25 protein-coding genes are annotated in these 24,703 nt (G+C 55.7%); 7 read left to right on the plus strand and 18 right to left on the minus strand.

The features are described 5' to 3' along the window. Nucleotides 1-89: 89 nt before the first annotated feature. The 4 genes from AS19_RS13400 to AS19_RS13415 all read right to left on the minus strand — a co-directional run bounded on the left by AS19_RS13400 (nucleotide 90) and on the right by AS19_RS13415 (nucleotide 5,834). A complete protein-coding gene (locus AS19_RS13400; RefSeq protein WP_046962209.1) occupies nucleotides 90-3,158 on the minus strand; it encodes an efflux RND transporter permease subunit in 3,069 nt (1,022 codons plus the stop codon). Beyond that, nucleotides 3,159-4,232: an efflux RND transporter periplasmic adaptor subunit gene (locus AS19_RS13405; RefSeq protein ID WP_011589902.1), complete on the minus strand. Its 1,074-nt coding sequence runs from the start codon at nucleotides 4,230-4,232 to the stop codon at nucleotides 3,159-3,161. A 278-nt stretch (nucleotides 4,233-4,510) separates the two neighbouring features. Next, a complete protein-coding gene (locus tag AS19_RS13410) occupies nucleotides 4,511-5,248 on the minus strand; it encodes a glutathione peroxidase (RefSeq protein ID WP_011589903.1) in 738 nt (245 codons plus the stop codon). 139 nt (nucleotides 5,249-5,387) lie between these two features. Beyond that, nucleotides 5,388-5,834 carry a Dps family protein gene (locus AS19_RS13415; RefSeq protein WP_035459887.1) on the minus strand — a complete coding sequence of 149 codons (447 nt, stop codon included), beginning with the start codon at nucleotides 5,832-5,834 and terminating at the stop codon, nucleotides 5,388-5,390. Between the two features lie 307 nt (nucleotides 5,835-6,141). Here AS19_RS13415 and AS19_RS13420 point away from each other — a divergent pair, with 307 nt between their 5' ends. From AS19_RS13420 to AS19_RS13435, 4 genes are all read left to right on the plus strand, one after another. Next, nucleotides 6,142-6,816, plus strand: coding sequence for a hemolysin III family protein (locus AS19_RS13420; protein WP_011589905.1), 675 nt, complete (start codon nucleotides 6,142-6,144; stop codon nucleotides 6,814-6,816). 97 nt (nucleotides 6,817-6,913) lie between these two features. Beyond that, entirely contained in the window at nucleotides 6,914-7,231 is a 318-nt protein-coding gene (locus AS19_RS13425; protein ID WP_011589906.1) for a metalloregulator ArsR/SmtB family transcription factor, read from the plus strand. Next, nucleotides 7,221-7,661: a YeeE/YedE family protein gene (locus AS19_RS13430; protein WP_046962210.1), complete on the plus strand. Its 441-nt coding sequence runs from the start codon at nucleotides 7,221-7,223 to the stop codon at nucleotides 7,659-7,661. Before AS19_RS13425 ends, AS19_RS13430 begins: the two co-directional genes overlap by 11 nt. Next, on the plus strand, nucleotides 7,658-8,083 hold the full coding sequence (locus tag AS19_RS13435; protein WP_046962211.1) for a DUF6691 family protein: 426 nt from the start codon (nucleotides 7,658-7,660) through the stop codon (nucleotides 8,081-8,083). Before AS19_RS13430 ends, AS19_RS13435 begins: the two co-directional genes overlap by 4 nt. A gap of 134 nt (nucleotides 8,084-8,217) precedes the next feature. On the opposite strand, the gene AS19_RS13440 is transcribed toward AS19_RS13435, so the two are convergent. After that, nucleotides 8,218-8,694, minus strand: a complete 477-nt coding sequence (locus AS19_RS13440; RefSeq protein WP_011589909.1) for a glutathione peroxidase — start codon at nucleotides 8,692-8,694, stop codon at nucleotides 8,218-8,220. Between the two features lie 146 nt (nucleotides 8,695-8,840). Then, the gene (locus tag AS19_RS13445) at nucleotides 8,841-9,515 is read right to left on the minus strand and encodes a type 1 glutamine amidotransferase domain-containing protein (RefSeq protein ID WP_046962212.1); all 675 of its coding nucleotides are present in this window, start codon (nucleotides 9,513-9,515) and stop codon (nucleotides 8,841-8,843) included. A gap of 138 nt (nucleotides 9,516-9,653) precedes the next feature. Between AS19_RS13445 and AS19_RS13450 the strand changes: the two genes are divergently transcribed. Continuing rightward, nucleotides 9,654-11,006, plus strand: coding sequence for a deoxyguanosinetriphosphate triphosphohydrolase (locus AS19_RS13450; RefSeq protein WP_035459878.1), 1,353 nt, complete (start codon nucleotides 9,654-9,656; stop codon nucleotides 11,004-11,006). A 510-nt stretch (nucleotides 11,007-11,516) separates the two neighbouring features. Here AS19_RS13450 and AS19_RS13455 read toward each other — a convergent pair. Next, a complete protein-coding gene (locus AS19_RS13455; RefSeq protein WP_046962213.1) occupies nucleotides 11,517-12,278 on the minus strand; it encodes an alpha/beta fold hydrolase in 762 nt (253 codons plus the stop codon). A 97-nt stretch (nucleotides 12,279-12,375) separates the two neighbouring features. Here AS19_RS13455 and AS19_RS13460 point away from each other — a divergent pair, with 97 nt between their 5' ends. Next, complete coding sequence (locus AS19_RS13460; protein ID WP_046962214.1) at nucleotides 12,376-13,572, plus strand: helix-turn-helix transcriptional regulator; 1,197 nt, start codon at nucleotides 12,376-12,378, stop codon at nucleotides 13,570-13,572. Here AS19_RS13460 and AS19_RS13465 read toward each other — a convergent pair. The 5 genes from AS19_RS13465 to AS19_RS13485 all read right to left on the minus strand — a co-directional run bounded on the left by AS19_RS13465 (nucleotide 13,511) and on the right by AS19_RS13485 (nucleotide 16,811). Beyond that, complete coding sequence (locus tag AS19_RS13465; RefSeq protein WP_051428723.1) at nucleotides 13,511-14,047, minus strand: NUDIX hydrolase; 537 nt, start codon at nucleotides 14,045-14,047, stop codon at nucleotides 13,511-13,513. The genes AS19_RS13460 and AS19_RS13465 overlap by 62 nt on opposite strands. 86 nt (nucleotides 14,048-14,133) lie before the next feature. Next, nucleotides 14,134-15,036, minus strand: a complete 903-nt coding sequence (locus AS19_RS13470) for an endonuclease/exonuclease/phosphatase family protein (protein WP_011589919.1) — start codon at nucleotides 15,034-15,036, stop codon at nucleotides 14,134-14,136. 4 nt (nucleotides 15,037-15,040) lie between these two features. Next, a complete protein-coding gene (locus AS19_RS13475) occupies nucleotides 15,041-15,676 on the minus strand; it encodes a thiol:disulfide interchange protein DsbA/DsbL (protein WP_011589920.1) in 636 nt (211 codons plus the stop codon). A gap of 164 nt (nucleotides 15,677-15,840) precedes the next feature. Continuing rightward, on the minus strand, nucleotides 15,841-16,494 hold the full coding sequence (locus AS19_RS13480; protein ID WP_011589921.1) for a cytochrome c: 654 nt from the start codon (nucleotides 16,492-16,494) through the stop codon (nucleotides 15,841-15,843). 23 nt (nucleotides 16,495-16,517) lie between these two features. Next, entirely contained in the window at nucleotides 16,518-16,811 is a 294-nt protein-coding gene (locus AS19_RS13485) for a cytochrome c5 family protein (protein WP_011589922.1), read from the minus strand. 331 nt (nucleotides 16,812-17,142) lie between these two features. Between AS19_RS13485 and yihA the strand changes: the two genes are divergently transcribed. After that, a complete protein-coding gene (gene yihA, locus AS19_RS13490; RefSeq protein WP_011589923.1) occupies nucleotides 17,143-17,769 on the plus strand; it encodes a ribosome biogenesis GTP-binding protein YihA/YsxC in 627 nt (208 codons plus the stop codon). 767 nt (nucleotides 17,770-18,536) lie between these two features. On the opposite strand, the gene AS19_RS13495 is transcribed toward yihA, so the two are convergent. The 6 genes from AS19_RS13495 to AS19_RS13520 all read right to left on the minus strand — a co-directional run bounded on the left by AS19_RS13495 (nucleotide 18,537) and on the right by AS19_RS13520 (nucleotide 24,323). Further along, a complete protein-coding gene (locus AS19_RS13495) occupies nucleotides 18,537-18,869 on the minus strand; it encodes a Na+/H+ antiporter subunit G (protein WP_011589924.1) in 333 nt (110 codons plus the stop codon). A gap of 85 nt (nucleotides 18,870-18,954) precedes the next feature. Continuing rightward, nucleotides 18,955-19,224: a K+/H+ antiporter subunit F gene (locus AS19_RS13500; protein ID WP_011589925.1), complete on the minus strand. Its 270-nt coding sequence runs from the start codon at nucleotides 19,222-19,224 to the stop codon at nucleotides 18,955-18,957. Continuing rightward, nucleotides 19,218-19,712 carry a Na+/H+ antiporter subunit E gene (locus AS19_RS13505; RefSeq protein WP_011589926.1) on the minus strand — a complete coding sequence of 165 codons (495 nt, stop codon included), beginning with the start codon at nucleotides 19,710-19,712 and terminating at the stop codon, nucleotides 19,218-19,220. Before AS19_RS13505 ends, AS19_RS13500 begins: the two co-directional genes overlap by 7 nt. Continuing rightward, complete coding sequence (locus AS19_RS13510; RefSeq protein ID WP_046962215.1) at nucleotides 19,709-21,190, minus strand: monovalent cation/H+ antiporter subunit D; 1,482 nt, start codon at nucleotides 21,188-21,190, stop codon at nucleotides 19,709-19,711. The genes AS19_RS13505 and AS19_RS13510 overlap by 4 nt, the downstream gene beginning before the upstream one ends. Beyond that, entirely contained in the window at nucleotides 21,187-21,525 is a 339-nt protein-coding gene (locus tag AS19_RS13515; RefSeq protein ID WP_011589928.1) for a Na+/H+ antiporter subunit C, read from the minus strand. Before AS19_RS13515 ends, AS19_RS13510 begins: the two co-directional genes overlap by 4 nt. Next, entirely contained in the window at nucleotides 21,525-24,323 is a 2,799-nt protein-coding gene (locus AS19_RS13520; protein ID WP_046962216.1) for a monovalent cation/H+ antiporter subunit A, read from the minus strand. The genes AS19_RS13515 and AS19_RS13520 overlap by 1 nt, the downstream gene beginning before the upstream one ends. Between the last annotated feature and the right edge of the window lie 380 nt (nucleotides 24,324-24,703).

Genomic DNA, 24,703 nt, shown 5'->3' on the forward strand with positions numbered 1-24,703 from the left:
CGAGGCTGGCACCTACATAGATGCAACCCGCATCACGCCCCATGCGCCACGCCGCGAAGAGGCATGGGCGTGAGGCGTATCGCGCTTATTTAGACATGCTGGTCTTCACCAGGCTTGATGCCATAGACGAGCGTATAGAGCACCGGAACCACGATCAATGTCAGCACGGTAGCGAAGCCCAAGCCAAACATGATCACCACCGCCATCGACTCGAAGAACGCGTCGAACAGCAGCGGCACCATGCCAAGGATGGTGGTAATCGCCGCCATACACACCGGTCGCACCCGCGAAATGGATGCCGACACCACTGCATCGAACGGCGCCAGCCTCTCGCGGTCCAGCTTGATTTGTTCCACCAGCACAATACCGTTCTTCACCAACATCCCAGACAAGCTCAGAAAGCCCAACAGCGCCATAAAGCCAAACGGTGAATTGAGCACCAGCAGGCCAAAGGTCACACCGATAATGGCCAACGGCACCGTGGCCCAGATCACCAATGGCGAGCGCACTGCGTCGAACAACATGATGGTAATGATGAACATGAACAAATAGCCCATGGGCAGACTGCCGAATACCGCAGCCTGAGCATCCTTAGCGGCTTCGTATTCCCCACCCCACTGGAGGGAGTAACCCGGCGGCAGCTCCAGAGCTTCGATGGCCGGGCGAATCCGCCGCAGCACCTGATCCGCGGTCTCCTCGCCAAGCACATCCGGCTCGGCCTGCACGGTAAGCGTTCGTTTGCGATCACGACGCATGATCAACGCATTTTCCCATTCGGTCTTGAAATCCGAGACCACCTGACTGATGGGAATATAGGTCGAATAGGCCGGCGACCACACCTGTACATCGTTAAGGTTATCCGCACTCAGGCGCTCATCGTCTGGCGGCCGCGCCACGATCGGCAACAACTTGCTGCCATCACGGTACAGGCCCACATTGCGACCGCTAAAGTTCAGTGCCAGGGTATTATCCAAGTCCTCGCGGGTAATCCCAGCACGGCGGGCCTGAGCTTCCTGGAACTGGGGGCGAATCACTTTTTCCTGCTGACGCCAGTCGTGGCGGATGCTTTCCAGCCCACTATCAGCTTGCATAATCGCTTGGGCTTTCACGCCCAACGCCCGCAGCTCTTTTGGGTCCGGGCCACTGAAGCGGGCTTCAATAGAGGCCGCCGGGCTGGGGCCGATCATCAGGCGTTTCACTTTAGCGAACGCTTGCAGGTGTCGGTCGCGAATCAGCTCACGGGTCGCCGCTAGGGTCGGATCGATCTGCTCCCGGTCGGACACCTGCACGATCAACTGCGCATAGCTGGAGTAACTTTTTTCAGGCATATAGGGCAGCATGAAACGCTGTGCCCCCTGACCGATAGTCGTGGTCACCTGCTCCACACTATCCATCTCCAGCAAATCATGCTCTAACCGCGCAGCCGCCTCTTGGGTAGCACGGATATCGCTCCCTTGGGGTAGCCAGTAGTCCACTAGAAACATGGGAGTATTGGAGGGCGGGAAGAACGCTTGCTTCACGAAACCAAAACCGACAACGGCCACCACCAACAGCACGCTCATAAAGCTCAAGGTGATCACCCGGTGGTGGATCGCCCGATCCAGCAAGCGCCGATAAATGACAAACACTTTGCCAGAGTAGGGATCCTCACTTTCGCCATTTTTACCTCCCACGTCTTTCTCATTGAAAAACAGGTCGGCAAAAAACGGCACCAGCGTAATAGCCGTCACCCAGCTGAGCATCAAAGAAATCAGCAATACCCAGAACAAGGTATTACTGTATTCGCCAGTGGCATCCTCCGATAAACCGATCGGAGCAAACGCCATAATAGCGATGACAGTGGCACCCAGCAGCGGCCAAACGGTTTGCCGAACAATTTCTTTCGACGCCTCCAGCTTGGACAACCCGCGTTTCATGCCCACCAGAATGCCTTCGGTAACCACGATGGCGTTATCCACCAGCATCCCTAGAGCAATAATTAGCGCCCCGAGCGAAATTCGCTGCAGATCGATGGCCATAACTTTCATGATGATGAACGTGCCAAGGATGGTGAGCAGCAACACGCTGCCCATCAATATCCCGGACCGCACCCCCATGAACACGAGCAGCACCGCGATCACAATGGCCACGGCTTCACCCAAATTGAGCATGAAAGCGCTCACCGAATTATCGACTTCTTTGGGCTGGTTGTAGACCGTGGCCAACTGCATGCCCGCAGGGCGCTGATACTCAAGCTCGGCCAAGCGCCGATCCACCCGAGCCCCAACATCCACAACGTTCACACCCGAGGCAAAGGAAATCCCCATGGTCAGTGCCGAGCCACCATTAAAGCGATACAGATGGTAAGGCACTTCCGCATAGCCGCGCTCGATCGTCGCCACATCGCGCAGGTAGACCAACTCGCTAGCGCCGGGCTCGGAAATCAACAAATCGCCCATGCTTTGCACGGAAGGAAACTCACCGGTGGGGTAAATACGGATGTATTCGTCACCCACCCGCACTTTGCCCGCCGGGTTCACCTTATTCTGGGTTTGTAACAGGCCGAAAATACGGTCAGGGCTGATTCCCAATGACGCCAACCGAGAGCGGGAAAGCTCCACCAGCACCTGCTCCTGTCGCTGCCCGCCAATAGTGACCTTGCCGACCCCATCTACAAGCACCAGTTCGCGAGTCAGGTAGTCGGCATAATCTTTCATGTCTTGGTAGGAGTAACCGCCGCCGGTTACGGCCAAAAGAATGCCGTACACATCACCGAAATCATCAATAACTTGAATCGTCCCCGCACCAGGAGGCAACTGACCCTGCAAGTCGGTCATCTTGTGGCGCAGCTCATCCCAAATCTGCTTGAGCTCGACGGCCCGGTACTCGGGCTTCATTTCTACCTGCACCTGAGACAGGCCATTGCTAGAAATGGACGTCACATTTTTCACATAAGGCAGGCTCTGGATCGCTTTCTCCACCGGCAGTGTCACTTCCTCTTCCACCTGTCGGGGTGAAGCACCAGCGTAGTTAGTAACCACCATGGCAATCTTGAGGGTGAATTCCGGGTCTTCCAGTTGCCCTAAGCGGGTAAAGCTCACCACCCCACCGATCAACAAGATCAGCGTGAACAGCCAGCTCACCACCTTGTGGCGAATACTGTACTCGGCAATGTTCATTTACAGGCCCCGTTCCTTCACCAGTTCACGAACCGCCTGCCCTTCTTTCAGGCGATGAACCCCGGCCGCCACAATGCGATCTCCGGGCTGCAACCCATCGGTGATCTGGACGCCGCCGCCCACAACTTCACCCAGGGTGACCGGCACGGCCGTCACCGTGTCGTCATCTTGATGCTTCCACACATGGGCGCCTTCCTTGCCGTCAGGGTTGAATACCGCCGCGGCCGGCACTACCGGCACCTTCTCGGTACCCGGCATGATCTGGCTAAGATCAATCTCCACATCCACACTCATTCCCGGCAGCACCATGATGCCTTCCGGGTTAGGCATCGTCAGGGTGATGATATAAGTCTGGGTGCGATCCCCGGCACTAGCCTCATGCTCTTTGTATCGGGCTTTGAAAGTGGTATCCGGGGCCCCCTTGAAACGCACACTCGGCTGATAATCTTCACGCATCTTGGTAAAAAATTTGCGTACGTTAGTAAAAAACCGCTCAGAAACAGCGAACTCGATATCGATATTTTTATCGCCCTGCAAGTAGAGGATCGGCTGCTTGGCCTGTACGAATTGATAATTCTCCACTTCGGTGCGTGCCACCGTACCGCCATAGGGCGCTTTCAGACGAGTGTAGTTCACATTGTCCCGGGCCAAGCTTAGAGCCGCCTGGGCTTGGCGGCGCTTCGCTTCAATTTCATCGAACTGAGCTTCAGAAATAACGCCCCGCTCACGCAGGCTGATACCACGTTGATACTGGCTCTCGGCCAAATCATGCTGGGCTTGCCGATCGGCTAACTGATTTTTAAAGTCCGACGGATCAAGCGCTGCCAGCAATTGCCCTTTCTTAACCTGCTCGCCGGCCCGCACAGGAAGACGCTCAAGCTGGCCGGACACCCGAAAAGCCAACTCTGACCCTTCGGTGGCCACCACCTTGCCTGGATAATGACGCAAGGTGCCATCGCCGCCATTGACGGTCTGCAGCTTCACCGGTTGTGGCATGGGAGCCTCGGCCTGGGGCTCTTCTCCACAGCCCCACAAGGCCAGTGCTAGGCCCAGGGTTACCCAAAAACGTTGCATCGTGCTCTCTCCGATCTAAAAACGGTACTTGTTAGTACCAAATTATCGCACAGGTGCAAGCGTTTCTCGTTGACCTTTTTACCCGCGCTATTTTTTTACCTTATCAGGGGCAGGGATAATGGAGATATGGGCGTTCCGTTACCAGGATAAATAAACGTTAGGCCCGCAGCGGGCCTAACGAATAGCATGCAGTGTGCGACGTGAACGGCACAGCGGCACAAAAAAGGGCCCCGCCGGGCCCCAAAGAAGGAAGAAAGTTCGCATTCACGCGTTGCGAGTTAGCCCTGTTGCAACCAGGCCTCCAACTCATCAGCGCCGCCTATACGCTCACCTTCAATGTATATCTGTGGCGTGGTCCCCGCGCCGGTGACCGCAGCCAAAGAGCTGTAACTCAACCCTCGGCTACCCAACTCAATTTCTTCAAAGGCATAACCGTAATCGGTCAGCGCCTGTTTCGCACGCGTGCAGTGCGGGCAGCCCGGCTTGGTGAACACGGTCACTCGCTTAGGCAAAACCGCTTCGCCGTTAATATACTTTAGCATGGTATCCGCATCAGACACTTCAAACGGATCCCCGGGCTTATCCGGCTCAATGAACATGCGATCGATGACGCCGTCTTTCACCAGCATGGAGTAGCGCCAGCTTCGCGGGCCAAAGCCCAAGTCCTGTTTATTCACGAGCATACCCATCTTGTCGGTGAACTCACCGTTACCATCTGGGATAAAGTGAATATTGCCAGCAGCCTGATCACCAGCCCAAGCATTCATAACAAAACCATCGTTCACCGACAGGCAGACAATATCATCTACACCGTTAGCCTTGAGTACAGGCGCCAGCTCGTTATAGCGTGGCAGATGGGTCGAAGAACAGGTGGGGGTAAACGCTCCAGGCAAGGCAAACACCACCACAGTTTTTCCCTTGAACACGTCATCGGTAGTGACATCTTTCCATTCATTGCCTTCCCGGGTTCGAAACGTTACCGCTGGAACAGGCTGACCTTCGCGATTCTCAAACATATATTGACTCCCTGGATAGAATCGAAGCCGCTTACTGAAAGGGCGGCTTTCTCAAGCACAAGATCGAGAATAGCCACCCTAGAAAAATCAATAAAGACGATTAATCCTATCCAGGCGATTGCCTATTACTATAGGAAGATCAACCCAGATGCGCCGAGAGCATCCACGCGGATTTCTCGTGAATCTCGATCCGGTTACTGGCGACCGCACCAGAACCTTCATCCTCATGTTCGCTGGCCAGCTTCAATACCCGGTTGGCCCGCTCCGCCACAGTACGGTGATCCTCTGCCAGCTCTTTGATCATATCCGATGCATCCGGATCGCCGGTGGCATCCTGCACCGTGGACAACTTAGCAAACTCGGTGTAGCTGCCTGGCGCTTTCCAGCCCAACGCACGGATACGTTCAGCAATGGTGTCCACAGCTTCCGCCAGCTCAATGTATTGCTGTTCAAACAACAGGTGCAGGCTATGAAACATAGGGCCAGTCACATTCCAGTGGTACTTGTGCGTTTTGAGATAAAGCGTGTAGCTCTCGGCCAGTAGTTTGCTTAGTTCTTCCGCGACCTGCTTGTTATGTTCAATCATGGCGAGTCTCCTTTTCCAGTTTTGTCCTTGCCTGCAGCGCCAAGGGGGTCCCATTGTTTGCTGGGCTGCTTAATACCATTGGGCCAGCAAAATGCATTTCAATAGCAGGATTGCTTGGCTGCCAGCCTCTTCACTGGCCACATGATTAGAAGATATACCGTCACAAACGTCCCTTCACTCACAACGCATTTGTGTTATCGCGCACACCCGAACATTCAATGTGTACATCTGTCCGATTTCGCACTTTACACCCCGGCCCACACCTCGGCATCATGCTACTTCTGTTAATAACCGAGAAGACTCGCCAATGGCCACAGCCCCCAACCCGGAACCGCCGTATTCGATTCTGGAAGAATGGCTCAATGGACTAACCCACGGCATTGGCGCAGCCCTGAGCATTGCTGGCACCGTAATCTTAGTAGTTGCAGCCAGTCTGTTGGGCGACCCGTGGAAGATCGTCAGTTTTAGCATTTTCGGCGCCAGCCTGATTCTGCTCTACAGCGCCAGCGCGCTCTATCACAGCCTACGCAACCCGAAGTGGCGCGCCGCCTTCAAGATGCTGGATCACTGCGCTATCTATTGCTTGATTGCCGGCACTTACACGCCCTTTCTGCTGGTCAACCTGCGTGGCCAGACCGGCTGGATTCTGTTTGCGGTGATCTGGGTACTGGCGCTCACCGGCATCGCCCTGAAAGCGCTGTATGGCCACCGCTTCAAACTAATGCGCGTGGGCATTTACCTCGCCATGGGCTGGCTGATTGTGGTCGCCTCCAATGACCTAACCACCAAACTCAACGATACCGGCTTCTGGCTGATCCTGGCCGGCGGCATCACCTACACCGTGGGCGTGATCTTCTACTTGGCCGACCGTTTTATTCCCTTCAATCATGCCATCTGGCACCTGTTTGTTATGGGCGGCAGTATTTGTCATTTTTTAGCGGTCTATTATGGCGTGCTACCTTTTACCACTCCCGTCGGCTGATCAGCCTTACAATACTTCAACAAAATTCGAAAAAAGCTTGAGGTCTGAATAGCAACAATATAATTTTTACTTAATTATATATTGTTGGATCCGCTCCATGACTACGATCGATCCCGACACCCTACGCGACAATGCCGTGCAAGCCAGCCAGCTACTGAAGGCGCTGTCTCACCCAGACCGGTTGATGCTGTTATGTCGCCTCGCAGAAGGCGAACGCAGCGTCAGTGAACTGGAACCCTTAGTGGGCGTTTACCAACCCTCACTCTCCCAGCAACTAGGCATTTTACGCCGCGAAGGGCTCGTTAGTAGCCGCCGGGAAGGCAAACAAGTGTTCTACCAGGTTGCCAACCAGGATGCCCTGGCGGTACTGGAAGTACTGTATCAACGCTTCTGCGAGAACGGCAATGATTATTGATTGGAACAACTTTACGCCTTGGTCGTCATTAGCGGGTGGCGTTTTGATTGGCCTATCGGCTCTGCTGCTGCTGCATGCCAACGGTCGCATCGCCGGCATCAGCGGCATCCTCGGCGGGCTACTGCGCGCCGAACCAGGAGACAAACACTGGCGGCTGGCGTTTCTACTAGGCTTGCTAGGCGCCCCGTTACTGTGGCGCATGCTGGCTGAGCTGCCGCCCCTTATCATCAAGGCTGACTGGCCTATACTCATTGCTGCTGGCCTGTTGGTTGGCATCAGCACCCGCTACGGTGCGGGCTGCACCAGTGGCCACGGAGTATGCGGCATCTCCCGCCTTTCCCCGCGCTCACTGGTTGCCACCCTGACATTCATGGCCAGTGGTTTTGCCACCGTATACCTAGTACGCCATTTACTGGGAGTTACCCTGTGAACCGATCATTACTGACGGCATTCTTCAGCGGCCTGATTTTTGGCGCCGGGCTGCTGCTGGCCGGCATGGCGAACCCGGCCAAAGTGCTGGCCTTTCTGGATTTGACTGGCGCCTGGGATCCGTCCTTGGCCTTGGTGATGGGTGGCGCAGTGGTCGTCGCCGCCGTTGGTTTCGCCGCCGCCCGTGGCCGCCAACACGCCTGGAGCGGTGAGGCTATAGAAATACCCACCCGTCGTGACTTGGATGCTCGCCTAATTCTTGGCGCGCTGGGGTTCGGCATCGGTTGGGGGCTAGCCGGCTTCTGCCCGGGGCCCGCGTTGGTGGCTCTGGGCACCGGCAGCCTAAAAGGTATCGTTTTCGTGGCGGCCATGATTGCCGGGATGGGCATTTTTGAGATACTGGAAAAACGCAAACGCGCGTAAAGGCAGCGACAAGCCACGTATTTGGCCTTCAAACTCTGCAAAACCCTACCCGCCCACACCTTTCAAAGCGTAGGCGGCAAACTTACCGTATGTTCATGACTGGGTTGCGCTGTAGCGTGTGGCTAGCCCATTTTCTACAGAAGCGCTTCAATATCCTTTTGAATTGCTTCCGGCTTGTCAGTAGGGGCGTAACGCTTCACCACCTTGCCGTCCTTGTTTACTAGGAACTTAGTGAAGTTCCACTTGATACCCTTGCTACCCAATACGCCCGGAGCTTCCTTTTTCAGAAAATCATACAACGGGTGAGCATCGCCCCCATTCACATCCACCTTATCGAACATGGTGAAGCTGACACCGTAATTCTTTTCACAAAAGGCACCAATTTCATCCGCCGCCCCTGGTTCCTGTTTACCAAACTGGTTACAGGGGAATCCGAGAACCTCCAGCCCTTTTGGTTGCAACGTTTTATACAGCGCCTCCAGCCCTTTGTACTGAGGCGTAAAACCACACTTGCTGGCCGTATTGACGATCAGCAGCACCTTGCCTTGGAAATCGGCCAGGGACTTTTCTTCACCACTCAGGGTAATGGCGCTGTAATCATAGATCCCCATGTTCTCTCCCGAACAATTAAAACCCAAACGTGAATAACCAGAATGCCTGAATAGAAAAGCCGATAGCAGGCAAGTTGCGCCTAACAATACTGCAAGCCACTATCGGCTGCGAGGCCACAATCGCTGGATTGTGCGCCACCCATGGGTTATTCGCTGTACAATTGGTTAATCACCGCCTCCGCCACCACATGGCTGGACTGCGGATTCTGACCGGTGACCAGTTTGCCATCGGTAACCGCATGGGCAGCAAAATCATCCGCCAAATCCAACTGGGCGCCCAGGCCTTCAAGGCGAGACGCTAACAGAAACGGCATTACCTCATCGAGGCCCACCTCCCGCTCTTCACTGTTCGTGAAACAGGCCACCGTTTTATTCTGCACCAGAGGGGCGCCCTGCTCGTCGCGCAGCCCCACCAACGCGGCCGGGCCGTGGCAAACCGCGCCCAGCAAACCGCCCTGAGCCCAAGTGCGCTCCATGACGGCCGCAACCAAGGGGTTATCCGGCATATCGAACATGGCGCCGTGTCCGCCAGGCACAAAGACACCGGCAAAATGGTCTTCCCACACCGTCTCCAGTTCACGGGTGTTTTGCAAAACATCCACCGCCTCAGCCCACGCTTCCTTCTTACTATCATCGGGGGCTGAGTTCGGGTCCACAGGAATTTTCCCGCCTTTCGGGCTGGCCACCACCACCGGGATTTTGTTTTCTTTGAATAACAAATAAGGCACTGCGAATTCTTCCAGCCACAGGCCCGTCGGCTGATTTTCGCCCATCTCTGATGCGCTGGTAACGAGCATTAATAACGGTTTGTCCAAATTCATGCGTCCTCCTGTCGGTGGCCACTCTCGGCTTGCGTACACCGTGTTGTGCATAACAACACCGACCGTGGCAACATGCTGTGAAGTAACCGTGGGCTTTTACCCTGCCCGACTCAAGGCACCTTGAAGGTTTTTTACGATATGGATTGGCATCAACTGCTGAACAAGGCTCGCCTGGGTGGCCGCACCGCCAAAGATGAAAGTGGCCGCACCGCCTTTCTTCGTGACCATGATAAAATCATTTTTTCCGGCGCCTTTCGACGCCTAGCCCGCAAGACTCAAGTTCATCCACTGGCCACCAATGACCACGTTCACAATCGCCTGACCCACTCATTAGAAGTATCTTGTGTAGGCCGCACCTTGGGCATTCGTGTGGGCGAGCGCCTGCAAGAAAGAGATCTGTTACCCGGTACCGTCAGCGCCACCGATTTGGGCGATATCGTGCAGTCTGCCTGCTTGGCCCATGACATCGGCAACCCACCTTTTGGCCACACCGGTGAGCGGGCTATTCGCGCTTGGTTCCAGGAACGGGGGCAACGCTTTCTGGATATGCTGCCCGCCCACCAGCAAACTGACCTGACCTTTTTTGAAGGTAATGCGCAGGGCTTTCGCATCATCACCAAAAGCGAGTACCACCAGTACGATGGCGGCATGCGGCTCACCTATGCAACGCTGGCAACCTTCCTCAAATACCCCTGGCTATCCGCCGATGCCGGCAACGCCAGCAGCAAGCTGTGCAAATACAGCACTTTTGTGTCGGAAACCGAGGCTTTCCATGAAGTGGCCCACGCCACCGGCCTGCAGCAACACAGCCCCGGTCGCTTCTGCCGCCATCCGCTGGCGTACTTAATGGAAGCTGCTGATGATTTTTGCTATGCCATTATTGACCTGGAAGATGGCCTGGAAATGGATCTGCTGCACTGGGATGAAGTGTACGCCTTGCTGCAACCTGCCCTACCGGATAGCGAAGAAGTACGTGAACTGATTCATTCGGATATACGCGATGGCCGCAAAGCCGCCCTACTGCGAGGAAAAATCATCGAACGGTTTATCGAAGCCGGTGTGGAAGCCTTTGTGGCCAACCACGAACGATTATTACAGGGACGCATGGAAGGCGACCTGATCAGCCACTGCGAACCCGCCGTGCGCGATGTAGTGGAAAATGCCAAGCAACTTTCTCGCTCAAAAGTGTTCGAGCACCCCCGCAAAATCGAGCTGGAAATCGGTGCTTTTGAAGTGATGGGCGCATTGCTGGACGGCTTGATTGAAGCCGCCGTATCCCACGCCTGCAATAGCACAAAAAATTATCGCCACGAGCGCATCATTGATTTGATTGGTCGGCACAGCTTCCCTGCAAATCTAGAGCAACTGCCGGAACAGGAAAGAATTTACCAGTGCATCATGCGGGCGCTGGATTTTCTTGCGGGAATGACCGACAACTATGCCACTTATTTGGCCAAACAGTTCTCGGGAATGGCGGAGACACGGTACTAATCCCGAACGACATACATTCCGGCACCTGACCTGGCCGGCCACTAAAAACGCCCGAGCCATTAACGGATCGGGCGTGCATTTCATCCCTTTTCATTATGGCTGTGAGGCAATTTTTACACCCACTGCGACAAAAGTATCCAGACCAGACGTGCCCCCCTTCATCAAGCTTGCTACCACCACCCATTATAATTTCGCCATCAGCAGCAGGTTTGAAGGTATCAGAACTACCGTCCGACCATGTCACATTCACATTCTGACCGCTTACCGACCAGCTACCGGTATCAACCTCGTTATTATCTTGCCAGGTATCAACGTAATGCTCACAGTTGAAACCATTTTCATCGCAGTTAGTATTTTGATCCAGGCTAATAAAACGTCCGCGCTCATTAAGGACCTCGTTGTAAGAAAACCCCTTACAGAACCCCCAATAACACCACCCAACAAAAGCGCTTTAGAATACAGATCCAGACCCCCTATGGGCGCGCTTAGCCGAGTTTCAATAACTCTCGCTTAGCCACACGACTTCAGCACGCGGGTAAGACGATCGGCAAATACCTCCGGTTGTTCCATCTGCGGAAAATGCCAGGTGCCCGCTTGCAACCACTCTGTTACATAGGGGTCGCAGCGAGCACGGGCAGCCTCGCCCACCAAGTCACCGTTAATGGCATGAATGGGACAGTTTATTTCAGTGAAAGCCGCATTAGGGGACCATCGCAACAAATCCGACCACAGCGGCAACATGGCATCCTGACGCGCCGCAGCCATCTCGCGTTCTAGCGTTTGTTTCTCCTGCTCACTCAAGTCCGGGCCAGCATTGTTCGCCACCAAATTAGCAATACCGGAAACAAAATTGTCCTGAAAGGGGGTCTCAATCTGGCGGGCGGTTTCTTCATCCAGATCACCGTAGGGGATAACAAAGGTGTCCACCAACACTACGGCTTTAATCGGCTTTAACCGGGCCGCCTCCAGCACCACGGCGCCCCCCATGGAGTGCCCCACCAACACAGGGTTATCGATATCGGCAAGAGCAGACACCAACGCCTGAGCCTGCGCCTTCACTGTCCAGGAAGACAATGGCAGCTCCTGCGCCTCACCATGCCCCGGCAGATCCACAGCAATCAGCCGTGTCCCTTGCGGAGGGGAATCCAGCAGAGACTGCCAGTGCCTGCGGTTACAGGTCCAGCCATGGACTAACACCACGGGCTGCGGCCCCTTTCCTGATTCTGTTGCTGGCAAAGCCAGCTTATCTTGAACTTGCCGGGTTGCTGTCATCTGCTTCTCCTATTCCCAAAAGGGCCACATCTGTTATTTACATTCAATTTCCGGTCCAAATCGGATAAATTAAGGCTTCATGAGGGGAATACAACCAATGACTCAGTCTGCTGTGGATGGATTATTGGGCCACGAGCGAGAGGATCTACTCGACACATTGTACGAGGCGCCGCAAGCCCCTGACGCTTGGCCACGCTTTCTGGCACAGGCCGTAAGCGCCACCCAATCGCGCTCCGCCCGCATGCTCGTACTCGACCGTCGGGCACAAACCGTGCTCTCCAGCATCAAGCACAATATTGATGACACAGACCATCAGGCTTATGTGGACCACTATGTGAATGCCTGCCCCTGGCGCCCGGAATTAAAAGATAAGCCCCCAGGCCAGCTGTATTCCACCTTTCTGGATTTCTCCTGTCGGCAAAACGCGTTCTACCGCACCGAATTCTATAACGACTGGGCCCGCGCCCAAGACATCCACCATGGCGTATGCGGCACCGTTTGGCAGGATGAAGACCACACCGTCCAGCTGCTAATTCAGCGCACCAAAGATCAAAGCCACTACAGCCGGGAAGAAACTGACCAAATCAACGACTTGGTGATGCATGTGCGCCGTGCCGTACGGCTGCAAACCCAATTCAGCGCCCTGAAGCACCAAAACCAAGCTCTCCAGCAAACACTGGATATCCAGGCCCAGCCCTTCGCCCTGCTTGATGCCCAGGGCACGCTAGTACACGTTAGTCAAGAAGCCGAAGCGCTAATTGAAGCGCACCCGCACATGACGTTAGCGAATCGCAAACTAACCTTCCATGATGTACGCCAGCAATCGGAGTTATTGCATCAATTGGGCCAGGTAACGCACCCCAATCCCCCCTTACGTGGTAGCGGCGACGTGATTGCCGTTCCTCTCAACAGCCACCAGGTTACCCGCTGCCTCATTTCCCCCATGCATCCCGGAACAGCCCCCGGCGACTTCAATGCCCACCCAACGCCCCTCGCCATCGTCTATTTTCAGGACCCACTGGGTGACATTGAGGTGGACCTAGACAGCCTAATGCAGCTGTTCGAATTATCCGAAGCGGAAGCCCGAGTGGCCGCAGGCATTGCTAAAGGACTATCGCCCCAGCAAATTGCCGATAATCATTTTCTCTCTGTCCACACTGTCCGCACACAGCTGAAAAGCACCTTCCAGAAAACCGGCACCATGCGTCAGACAGAGCTAGCCAAGCAAGTACTTACTTCTCCTGCAGCCCGCCGGTGGCGTCGCCCGCCGCTGAATCTGAGCTGCTCTGCATAGCCTTGCGAGCCACCGCCATAAACAGATCAAACTGATAGGCAAAACGCCAATCCTTCTGCCGCAACTCATCGAGGGAATACCAGCCAATATCACTGACCTCTAGCCGAGCCTGAGCCGGTAACAGCAAGGGCTCCCCCTCTGGCAGAGATTCGGCAGGAATACAGCGATAGAGATGAAAACCGTTCTTCATCACCTGCACGCGCTCCCCTACCACAACCTGTAAACCCGTCTCTTCAAGGGTCTCCCGGTATGCCGTGCACTGGGCCAGTTCTCCGCGCTCGAGGGTTCCCCCAGGCACACCTAACTTGCCGCCCCAGCGGTGGGTAATTAGCAGCACCTGCTGATCACGGATAATCAAACAGCCAGCATTGGCGCGTCGGTCATCCTGCTGCCCAAGCACGCGGGGGCAATCCGACAGCGCCTGCAGCGACGGCAATATAAGAGACAGGGTAATCAGGAAAGAGGATGCCTTCATGGGAACAACCTGCACCGACAAGATGACAGTGTCATGGCAATTTTCTCTGGCTAGAGTGCAATCAGCAGCCGCTCCACCGGCTCCGGTCAGTCAATTAAGGGCAATCGGTGCTCCCGGGTAGCCGCGATCACCTCGTCAGGGATGATAATTTCCGTGGCCAGAGGCAGGTGATCCGACAGTAGGCAATCAGAGAGTACACGAGTATGGCGACTCTCTAGCTCCGGCGATAATAGGATGTGGTCGATATGGCGATCCGGAGCCCAGCTGGGGTAGGTATTAAGGTTATCCGCCCGCACCGTCTGCAAGCCCAACGCCGCCAGCGGTGAATGATCTAAGTGGTTGAGCCGGCAATTAAAATCGCCCATCACGACCACATATTTGTAATCTGCTAGCAAGCGGGCCAGATAGGATAACTGAGTATTACGCACCTTCTCACCCAGTGCCAGGTGCGCCACCACCACGACCAGAGGCTGAATCGGGTGGCCGTATTTAATCACGATGGCACCTCGACCGGGCAAGCCGGGAAGCCGATGGTCAGTGATCTCAAACGGCTGATGGCGGCTGAGGAAGCCATTACTGAACTGGCCGAACCGGCCAAGGTTGCGGTTCAACTGCTGGTGCCAAACAGGAAAACCTGCCATGGACGCGAGATGCACCAGTTGATTCATGTTACGCGAACGTAAACTGCCGCCATCCACTTCCTGCAGGCCCACCACGTCAAAGTGACTGAGCACCTGAGCAATCTGCTCGATGGTTTCCACGCTGCGTGGATGCGCCACCAAGTGCTTCCAGCTACCGGTAATGTAATCACCGAATTTCTGGCTACCAATGCCCGCCTGGATATTGAAGCTCATTAGCTTCACGGTATCCTGAGGCAGCAACACCTCCCGTGTCTGGCGGGTCTTTCGTGCCCCTTCCCTGGCAAAGGAAAAACCCGCGGGCCGGGCTTTCCAGTCACGGTAGGCCAGTCTAGCGCGATCAAGCAACATAATATCAGCTGCCTGTCTTTTCCTTGTTCACCAAGAATTCAATCACCTTGAACAGCTCCTCGTTGCTCTTCACGTTTTCGCGCTTTACCAAATACTTGCCGTTCACCACGAAGTTGGGCACTCCGGGAATCTGATATTTTTTGCTCAACGCATCTGCCTGACGAATCTTGGTGGAAACACCGAATGAACCATAGAGCTTGCTGAACTCCGCAGGCTCAACACCATACTTGCGGAAAAAGTTGGCCAACGCCGACTCGTTGAATAAAGGCTCACGGTGCTTGTGGATCGCATCAAACAACGGCACATGCATTTCATCAACCAAGCCAAGGGCGTCTTCTACGTAGTAGGCACGAGCCAGCGGTTCGGCGTTACGCAGGAATAACACTGGGGTGCGCACATAGTCGATGTAGTCTGGCTTCTCTTCCAGCCAAGCATCAACAGCCGGCTCCAGTGAATAGCAGTGAGGGCAGCCATAGGAAAAGAACTCCCGTACTTCTACCTTGCTGGGATCGTCAACAGATCCGGGCACATCCAGAACTTTATAATGAGTGTCTACCGCAAAACGGGTATGTTCTTCGGCGGCCGCAACTCCGGTCGCCAGCCCCAGACTCAGCAGCAAAGCCGTTACAATGCGAAGCATCTCGCTCTCCTTTTTTGTTGGTTTGCGCCCATTGTGACAACCGGGGCGGCATTTTTCTCCCTAGTAAGTACAATCCGCACCCACTCAGAGCCATATCTTTTCATGTTGACCATAAAAAAGGCAGCCCGCAGGCTGCCTTTTCTACAAAGCATAGCCGAACAACCCTATTTGGACAGCCCGGAGATGAAGCTTGCTACGGCCTTGATTTGGGTATCGGTCATTTTCGCCGCCACCGTCTGCATCATGCCCAGCGTATCGCTGTCCGAGTCATTGGTGCGTTTGATAATGCCATCACCCAAGTCGTTACGACCTGCCGCACGGAAGGCTTTCAATTGATCTTCCACGTATTGGGCATTCTGGCCAGCCAGATGCGGATATTTGGCCGCATCAACGCCTTGCCCTGCCGGGCCGTGGCAACCAGAACAAGCTGGAATACCGTTAGCCATATCCCCACCGCGGTAGAGCTTTTCGCCCTGCTCAACCCAGTCTGCGCTAGCCTGGCCCGCTTCCGGGGTCAAGCTGGCGTAATAAGCGGCTATGTCTTGCATGTCCTGCTGGTTCAGGCCTACAACCTGCCCCTTCATGATCGCATTATCACGGGCACCAGACTTGAAATCCTCTAGCTGCTTCACCAGGTATTCTGCCCCCTGGCCAGCCAGTTTCGGGTAAGTCCCGGTAAGAGTCTTGTTACCATCCTGGCCGTGGCACGCGGCGCAGGGGGCGGCTTTTGCTTTGCCTGCCTCAGCATCACCGGCCGCCATAGCCTGGGTGGCGGCGACAGCAGCAGCCATCAGCACGAACAGTTTGAAAAACTTCATGGCCTATCCTTCAGTACAGCGTCTTATTTGCTTTTGGACATGTACTCAATCAGAGCACGGTATTCTTCGTCACTACAATCGTTACACATGCCTTTGGGGGGCATGGCATTAAACCCTTCCTCGACGTGCTTCACCAGGGTATCCATGCCTTTTTCCATGCGTGGTTTCCAGGCAGCTTCATCATGGGATATGGGAGCCCCAGCAGCACCGGAAGCATGACAGAATGTACAGCTGCTGTTGTAACGTTCCTCTACAGTCGCTGCATTGGCAGCCCCCGTAACCAGAACCATTGCAAGACCTGCTACAAAACCCTTCATACACTACCTCTGCTATGCTGGCGAAGTCCGTTTGCCGTTACCGACAAACACCACGTTGTAGAACGTCGGCCGCCCCAACCACCAATAAATACGCGGTTAAGTGACAAGCGGGCGGGATTATATACCAGTCTGGTGGGCGCCGTCATATTCCATGTGAAGGGTAGGGGTATAGACACATTAAGTCACGCACTCGCCACCCCCAAAAGTGACGAAAACGTCAACTTTAATGAATAAATTGCCCATTCATTTTCTCTCCCCAGCGGGTATGCATTGCCAGCCGCAGGCCAGACAGCAAGAATAGCCCCCTGACGACATCCAAAGGCTCCTTGTTATGCCCATGCACCCCATGGAAAAACGACTCCACCAGGCACTATTCCTGCAAAGCGCCCAGCGCCTAGACCAATGCCCGCCGGATGAAGGACGGGAAGTAGCCTTCGCCGGACGCTCCAATGCCGGAAAGTCCAGCGCCATTAATCGGCTCACCGGCCAACGAAGCCTGGCCCGCACCTCCAAGACCCCAGGGCGGACTCAGCTATTGAACTTCTTCCAGCTCGACGAAGAGCGCCGACTAGTGGATCTACCCGGTTACGGCTATGCCAAAGTCTCCAAAAGCAAGCGTAACGAGTGGCAGGAGCATCTCGACCATTACCTTTCCGAACGTCAGGCATTAGTCGGGCTTGTGCTGATGATGGACATCCGCCATCCGCTCAAGGACTTCGATTTGATGATGCTAGAATGGTCCGCCCAGGCCAACATGCCCATCCACATCCTTATGACCAAGGCCGACAAACTGAAGTTCGGCGCCGCCAAGTCCACCCTGCTACAAGTGCAAAAGCAGCTAAAGGAACACCCTGCCCCGCTCTCGCTACAGCTGTTTTCGGCCACCAATGGCACCGGGTGTGACGAAGCCTGGGACAAGCTGGGGGAATGGCTAGGGATAGAACGGCTGACGCCATAATGACTTAGGGCGAAAATGAACGCCAAGCCGCCGGCCATAGCTCATCTAGCATTTTCTTCAGGCAAAAAAATCCCCGGCAGCAATCTAGGGGGGAAGGGAACGATTGCGCTGCCGGGGAGGCTTGCCGCTCTGGCCCTTTTGGGGGAAAAGACCAGAGCTATAAGCGACGAATTGGTGAGGGTACTGGGGGATCGGGGGTTCCAATCCGTCGCTAATTAGTAAGAGTGCGCGTGTTTATAAAAGTTCCGCCTCTCGGCAGTATTTTCTCTGCTCAGCTGCCGATCTACGTCACGAAACTGGCGCAGTTCGGCACCCATGCCCAAGCTCAAGGCACATAAAATTCTTTCGCACCATCACCTGAAGCCGGTACTTCGTTGATCTATAAGGATTTGTTGTCGGAAACTGAAACTGGCACGGCGATTGCCTACTCTTTAACCAGCAGGCGCTATAACCTGCGGCCGGCAAAAATAGCCGGCAAAAAAATCCCTGGCAGCAATCTTGGGGAAGGGAACGACTGTGCTGCCAGGGAGGCTTGCCGCCCTGATCTCGGGGGAGAAACCAGGGACTCCAAAAAACTACGGATCAGCGAGGGTACTGGGGATCGGGGGATGCTAATCCGTAGCACTAACTAAGACCGCCGCTTTTTTCGGAAAGTTCCAGGCGGTTTTGTTTTTTACAAATTTTACTTTTTGGGAAAACGGCAACGGACTCACCGCGTGCCAACTGTCTCTACCCATTGTGCACCTAACGCTTGGGGCTCCCTACTTTTACTGCTTCCAAGGCTCACCACGGGTTCCTTTCATCCGTTTTAGCTGCCGATGCATGGCCGCCTTGGCCAGCATGTGCGCAGATACCGGGGCGGTGATAAACAGGAACAGCGTAATCAACACCTCGTGCAGCTGCAGCCCGCGCTCCTGCCAAGAAAAAAACAGTAATGACGCCACAATAGTGCCCCCCACACCCAACGTGGTGGCCTTGGTGGGGCCATGCAAGCGGGTATAAAAATCCGGCAAGCGGGCCAACCCAATCGACCCCACTAACGCAAACACCCCACCCACAATCACACTGGCCGATACTAGCCACTCAATTAAAAAATCCATAAATCGCTCCGCTTTCCTGGCCCCGAATGCTCAATACACGGGGCAAACACACTGCGTTCGGCGTAAGGCGCCCGGCACCTGGCGCTCACTCAATAATATCCCCGCGGGTAACGTATTTAGCCACCGCAATGGTACTAACAAAGCCGATCAGCGCGATCAGCATAGCCGCTTCAAAGTAAAGCTTGCTGTCCACCTGGATACCGTACACTACGATCAGCGCAATACTGTTGATGTACATGGTATCCAACGCCAACACTCGATCTGGCAGTGAGGGCCCGATTATCAGGCGGTACAAGTTCAGCACCCAGGCCAAGGTAATCAGCGCCAGGGCAATAGAAATCGCCGTCTCTAACATTCGAAAATCTCCTTCAGCGGCTGCTCATAGCGCTGCTTGATCTCCGCCACCAGTGCCGCCACGTCATCCACATCCAGCGCATGCACCAACAATGTTTTCCTGTCCAGACTCACATCCGCGGATACCGTTCCGGGAGTCAGCGAAATGGTGCTGGCCAGCAGAGCAATGGCAAAGTCGTCTTCCAATTCCAGCGGCAGCTCCACAAAGCCCGGGCGAATGGAGCGCAGCGGTCCCAGCACCTTAATCGCTACAGATACATTGGCCACCACAATGTCGTACACCACCACCACCACAAAACCCAGCAGCTTTGGCAGGTTGCGAATGCGTGGCACATTTGGCCAGAACGGCCGAGTCCCCAGCGGTAATAGCACTGCCAGAATCGCACCCAGCACCGCATGCCCGGCAGTGAAACCGCTAAGCAGCATCCAGGCGAACCACAGAATCAGGCTCAGGCTGGGGTAAGGCAACACGCGATACAGTAACTTCATGCCCCACCTCCCAATACTGCTGACAAATATAAGTCCGGATTACGCAGCTGCTCCGCAACCGCAGCGGTTAGTTGCAACAAAGGTTCCGCATACACGGCCATCAGCGGGGTCGCCATCAGCAACGCCACTACGGGAAACAAACGCCGGTGGCCCAGGCGTAGGCCGCGGCCCTCCCCGGTGGTGCGCCAGAACAAGGTAGAACCTGCCCGGCTAAGGGCAATCAAACCACACAGCCCCGCCAGCAGCAGCAACACCCAATAAGTCGGATCCGGTACGCTGCGCAGCAACGCCACTTTACCGACAAAACCAGAGAGAGGCGGCAAACCCACCACCGCAATCGCCGCCACAAAAAACAACAGTGACAGCCGACCGCCATTAAGAATCGCCGGGCCAATCTGCAGGTAATCCGCCACGTCGCCTCGACCACGGGCAATCAAGTCCGTAAGCAGAAACAAGCCACCGCAAATCAGGGTGGAATGCAGCAGGTAGTACAGCGCCGGGCCCACCGCCTGTAGCTCACCGAAGGCCAAGGCCGCCACTAATGTACCCACAGACATCACTACCAGGTACGACACCAGTGTGCCCAGCCGTTTAGCGCCCAGCACGCCAATGCAAGCCAATGCCAATGTCACCAACGACAACCACCAAAGTGACGCCTGCCCCAGTCCAGCAAAGGGGCCATCGGCAAACGCCAGCGCATAAACCCGCAGCATGGCGTAAAAGCCCACCTTGGTCATAATTGCAAACAATGCGGCCACCCCGGCGGTGGCACCGGCATAGGCCGCTGGCAGCCAGAAATACAATGGAAACAATGCCGCCTTGAGCCCAAACACCACCCACAGCATCAACACCGCTACCTTTAACAAGACGGCATGGGTGCCGGTAAGCGCCTGGGCCTTCACCGCAAAGTCCGCCATGTTAAGCGTGCCGGTGGTTCCGTAAATCAACCCCAACGCGATTAAGAACAGCGCCGAGCCCACCAAATTAAGCACCACATAATGCAAGCCTGCCTTTACTCGCTCCGGGCCTCGGCCGTGCAGAGCCAAGCCATAAGAGGCAATCAGCAGCACTTCGAAAAATACGAACAGATTGAACAAGTCTCCGGTGAGGAAGGCGCCGTTGATACCCATCAGCTGAAATTGAAACAAGGCATGGAAATTCGCGCCTTTGCGATCATCACCACAACTGGCGTACAGCAGCGCAGGGAACGCCAATACTGCCGTCAGCAGTACCATCAAGGCACTGAGCTTATCCAGCACCAGCACAATACCGAACGGTGCCTGCCAATTACCCAGCGCGTAAACGGTGATGTCTCCGCCCCAGGCCTGATTGCCCAGAAAAATAGCCGCGGCCAGCAGCGCCGAGCAGGACAGCAGGCCGGTGATCCGCCGCAACCGGTGGCGCTCACGCACCTCCAGCAACAGCAACATACCCGCCAGCGCCGGTATCAGTATCGGGGCAATAATCCAGTGGCTCATGAACGGCCCCCTTCATCCGGCTTGCCATCCACATGATCACTGTGCAGCTCTCCCTGGCCACGCAAGGCCAGCACTACCAAAAACGCCGTCATAGCGAAGCCGATGACGATGGCCGTGAGCACCAGCGCCTGAGGGAGTGGATCAGTGGGGTCCGGGCTCATTCCAACCACCGCCACCTGGTTCATCTTTAATCCACCCATGGAGAAAAGAAACACATTCACGCCGTAACTCAGCAGCGTTAGGCCCATAACCACCGGGAAAGTCCGTGCACGTAGGCACAGGTACACCCCGGAGGCCACCAGTACACCAATAATGATTGCCACCAGCAGTTCCATCAGGCGTTCTCCCTCTTGTCATCCAGCAGCGAAAGCTTGCCCAGGTTGGCCAGCATCAACAGTGTTGCGCCCACCACCGTCAGGAATACCCCGGTGTCGAACAACATGGCGGTGGCCAGCTCGAATTTGCCGATCACCGGCAGCGATACATAAGTAAAGGAACTGGTCAGGAAGGGGTACCCAAAGGCCCAACTACCCACACCGGTCATACCGGCCAACAATACGCCCAGCGCCACCACCGGGTGATAATCCCCTGGCATGCGGCTGTGTACCCACCCCACCCCGGAGGCCACATATTGCAACACCAAGGCCACCGAAGTGATCAAGCCAGCCACAAAGCCGCCACCGGGCAGGTTATGCCCGCGCAAGAATATGTAGACCGCAATTAACAGAGCCAGCGGCAGCAAGGGCCGGGAAATGGTCACCAGCACCAACGGGTGGGCATCTTTCGCCCAAGGCCGGCCCTGCGAATCGTACTTAGCAGAGGCCAGGTTCAGGTCTTTGAGCAGGGCATAAATGCCCATAGCGGCAATCCCCAGCACGGTGATTTCACCGAAAGTATCGAAACCTCGGAAGTCCACAAGGATGACGTTCACCACATTGGTGCCACCACCACCGGATTTGCTGTTATCCATCAAAAACTGGCTGATGGTGGCGGTCTCTCCGGTCATCACCAAAAACGCCAACACCGCAACGCCGCCGCCGGTGATAAGTGCCAACAGCACATCACGGAACACCCGCACAGACGAGGACTCCACCTTAGTGCGCACCGGCAGGAAATACATGGCCAGCATCAGCAGCAACATGGTCACCACTTCCACCGACAGCTGGGTCAACGCCAAATCCGGTGCCGAGAAGCGCACGAACAACAGCGACACCATTAGCCCCACCACGCTCAAAGACATAATCGACGTCACTCGGTGCCGATGCATGATTGTGGTCAGCAAGGCGCTGGCCACCAGCATGGTGGTACAAAGAATCGCCACCCCGTCCATAGGCAACATGGGGGCCGCCAAACTCAGCGCCGGCAGGTGCCACATCTGGGTAAGCAAAATTACCGCCACCAACGCCACACCCCAGGCCACATAGCTCTGCAATGAGCCGTTCTGCAGCCAGCCGGTAATGGCGCTGGCCATTCGCCCCAGCTGCTGCATTCGCCCCTCGAACACCAATTTGGCGTCCACCTCCGGCAAGCGAGTCCATAGGTCAAACAAACGGCGACGTTGGGAATAGACAAAGATGCCGCCGAACAGGGCAATAAAGCTCATCACCAAGGGCACGTTAAAGCCATGCCAGATGGCCAAGTGATACTCAGGCAACTCACCGCCCAGAGTGGCAGAAGCAGCCACCGCCAGCAGCCCGGCCACGGTGATCGCCGGGAACACCCCCACCGCCACACACAGCGCCACCAATATCTCCACCGGCACCTTCATATAACGCGGCGGCTCATGAGGCGGATACTTGGGCAGGTTGATGGGCTCACCGTTAAAGAACACGTCATGAATAAAGCGCGCAGAATAGGCCACCGAGAATATCCCGCCCAACGTTGCCCCCAAGGGCAGCAACCAACTCAGCGTCCCCAGCTGTTCAGACTGCAAGGTTTCGGTAAAGAACATTTCCTTGGACAAAAAGCCGTTCAATAGCGGCACCCCGGCCATGGCCGCCGACGCCACCATGGCCAGCACCGCCGTATAGGGCATGTACTTCCACAGGCCATTAATGCGGCGCATGTCGCGGGTACCGGTTTCATGATCAATAATCCCCGCCGCCATAAACAGGCTCGCCTTGAAGGTAGCGTGGTTGATGATGTGGAACACGGCAGCCACCGCCGCCAACTGGCTGTTCAAACCGAACAGCAGAGTAATCAGGCCCAAGTGGCTAATGGTGGAGTACGCCAGCAAGCCCTTTAGGTCATGCTGGAACAGGGCCACCAGCGCGCCCCAGAGCAAGGTCGCCATACCCGCAAGGGTGACAATATCGAACCACAGGTCCGTGCCTGCCAAGGCCGGATACAAGCGCGCCAGCAAGAACACACCGGCTTTCACCATGGTGGCGGAATGCAGGTAGGCGCTCACCGGGGTCGGTGCCGCCATGGCGTGGGGCAACCAAAAATGGAACGGGAACTGAGCACTTTTGGTAAAGGCCCCCAGCAACACCAGGCACAGAATCAGCGGGTATAGCTCGCTGCCACGAATCAAATCCCCGCTGGCCAGCACCTCAGTTAACGAGAACGAGCCCACCACATCGCCGATCAACAACACACCGGCCAACAGCGCCAAGCCGCCCATGCCCGTCACGGTCATGGCCATGCGCGCGCCCTTGCGCGCCCCGGTTTGATGACCCCAGAAACCAATCAGCAAGAATGAGCTCAAGCTGGTTAGCTCCCAGAACACCACCAGTAACAGCAGGTTATCGCTGGTCACCACCCCCAGCATGGCGCCCATAAACAGCAGCAAATAGGCGTAGAAGCGACCGGCTTTTTCCTTGGCGGACAAGTAATAGCGGGCGTAGAGGATCACCAGCAAACCAATCCCCAGCACCAGAATGGCAAACAGCAATGCCAAGCCATCCAGCCGGAAAGCCAGCGACAGGTCCAGTGAAGGGATCCAGCTCAAGGTGCTGTGTAACGTCTCCCCGGCAAAGACCCTGCGGGCCGGGTTAAACAGTAGCGCCAGCGCCAGCGCCGGCAGCGCCGCCGCCCCGCAGGCCAGCAAGGTGCGATTCCCCGTTACGCGTTCCACCAATGGCGGCAGGAACGCGCCCAGAAAGGGCAACATCACCACAAAGGCAAGATTCATAGTCAATCCGTTGTCATTATCACAAAGGCGGCAACCCGCCCGTTAGCTTGAACAGGGTGAACTAGAAAGACAATGACAGCGGCGGATCAGGAAAATACGGGCGACGCCCCCGGCGCGGACACTGGGACAGGATGATGCGGCAAGGCTGAACCAGGAAAGGGGTCATAGCATCCGTATCGAAAGAATGGAGGTCGCAGTATGCACAAGTTCAGCGGCAAGCGACAAGCCTCAAACGACAACACGTGGAAAGCCTTGCTGAACAGGCAAGCCCGTGCCCGGCGTCTACCAATAACGAATGCCCAGCCCGTGTTGCCACTTGTCGCTAGTTGCTTGTCGCTCGCCCCTGCCCCTTGGCCCCATTTCCGCTACACTCTCTCCAT

Source organism: Alcanivorax sp. NBRC 101098 (assembly GCF_001010505.1).
GTDB lineage: Bacteria > Pseudomonadota > Gammaproteobacteria > Pseudomonadales > Alcanivoracaceae > Alcanivorax > Alcanivorax borkumensis.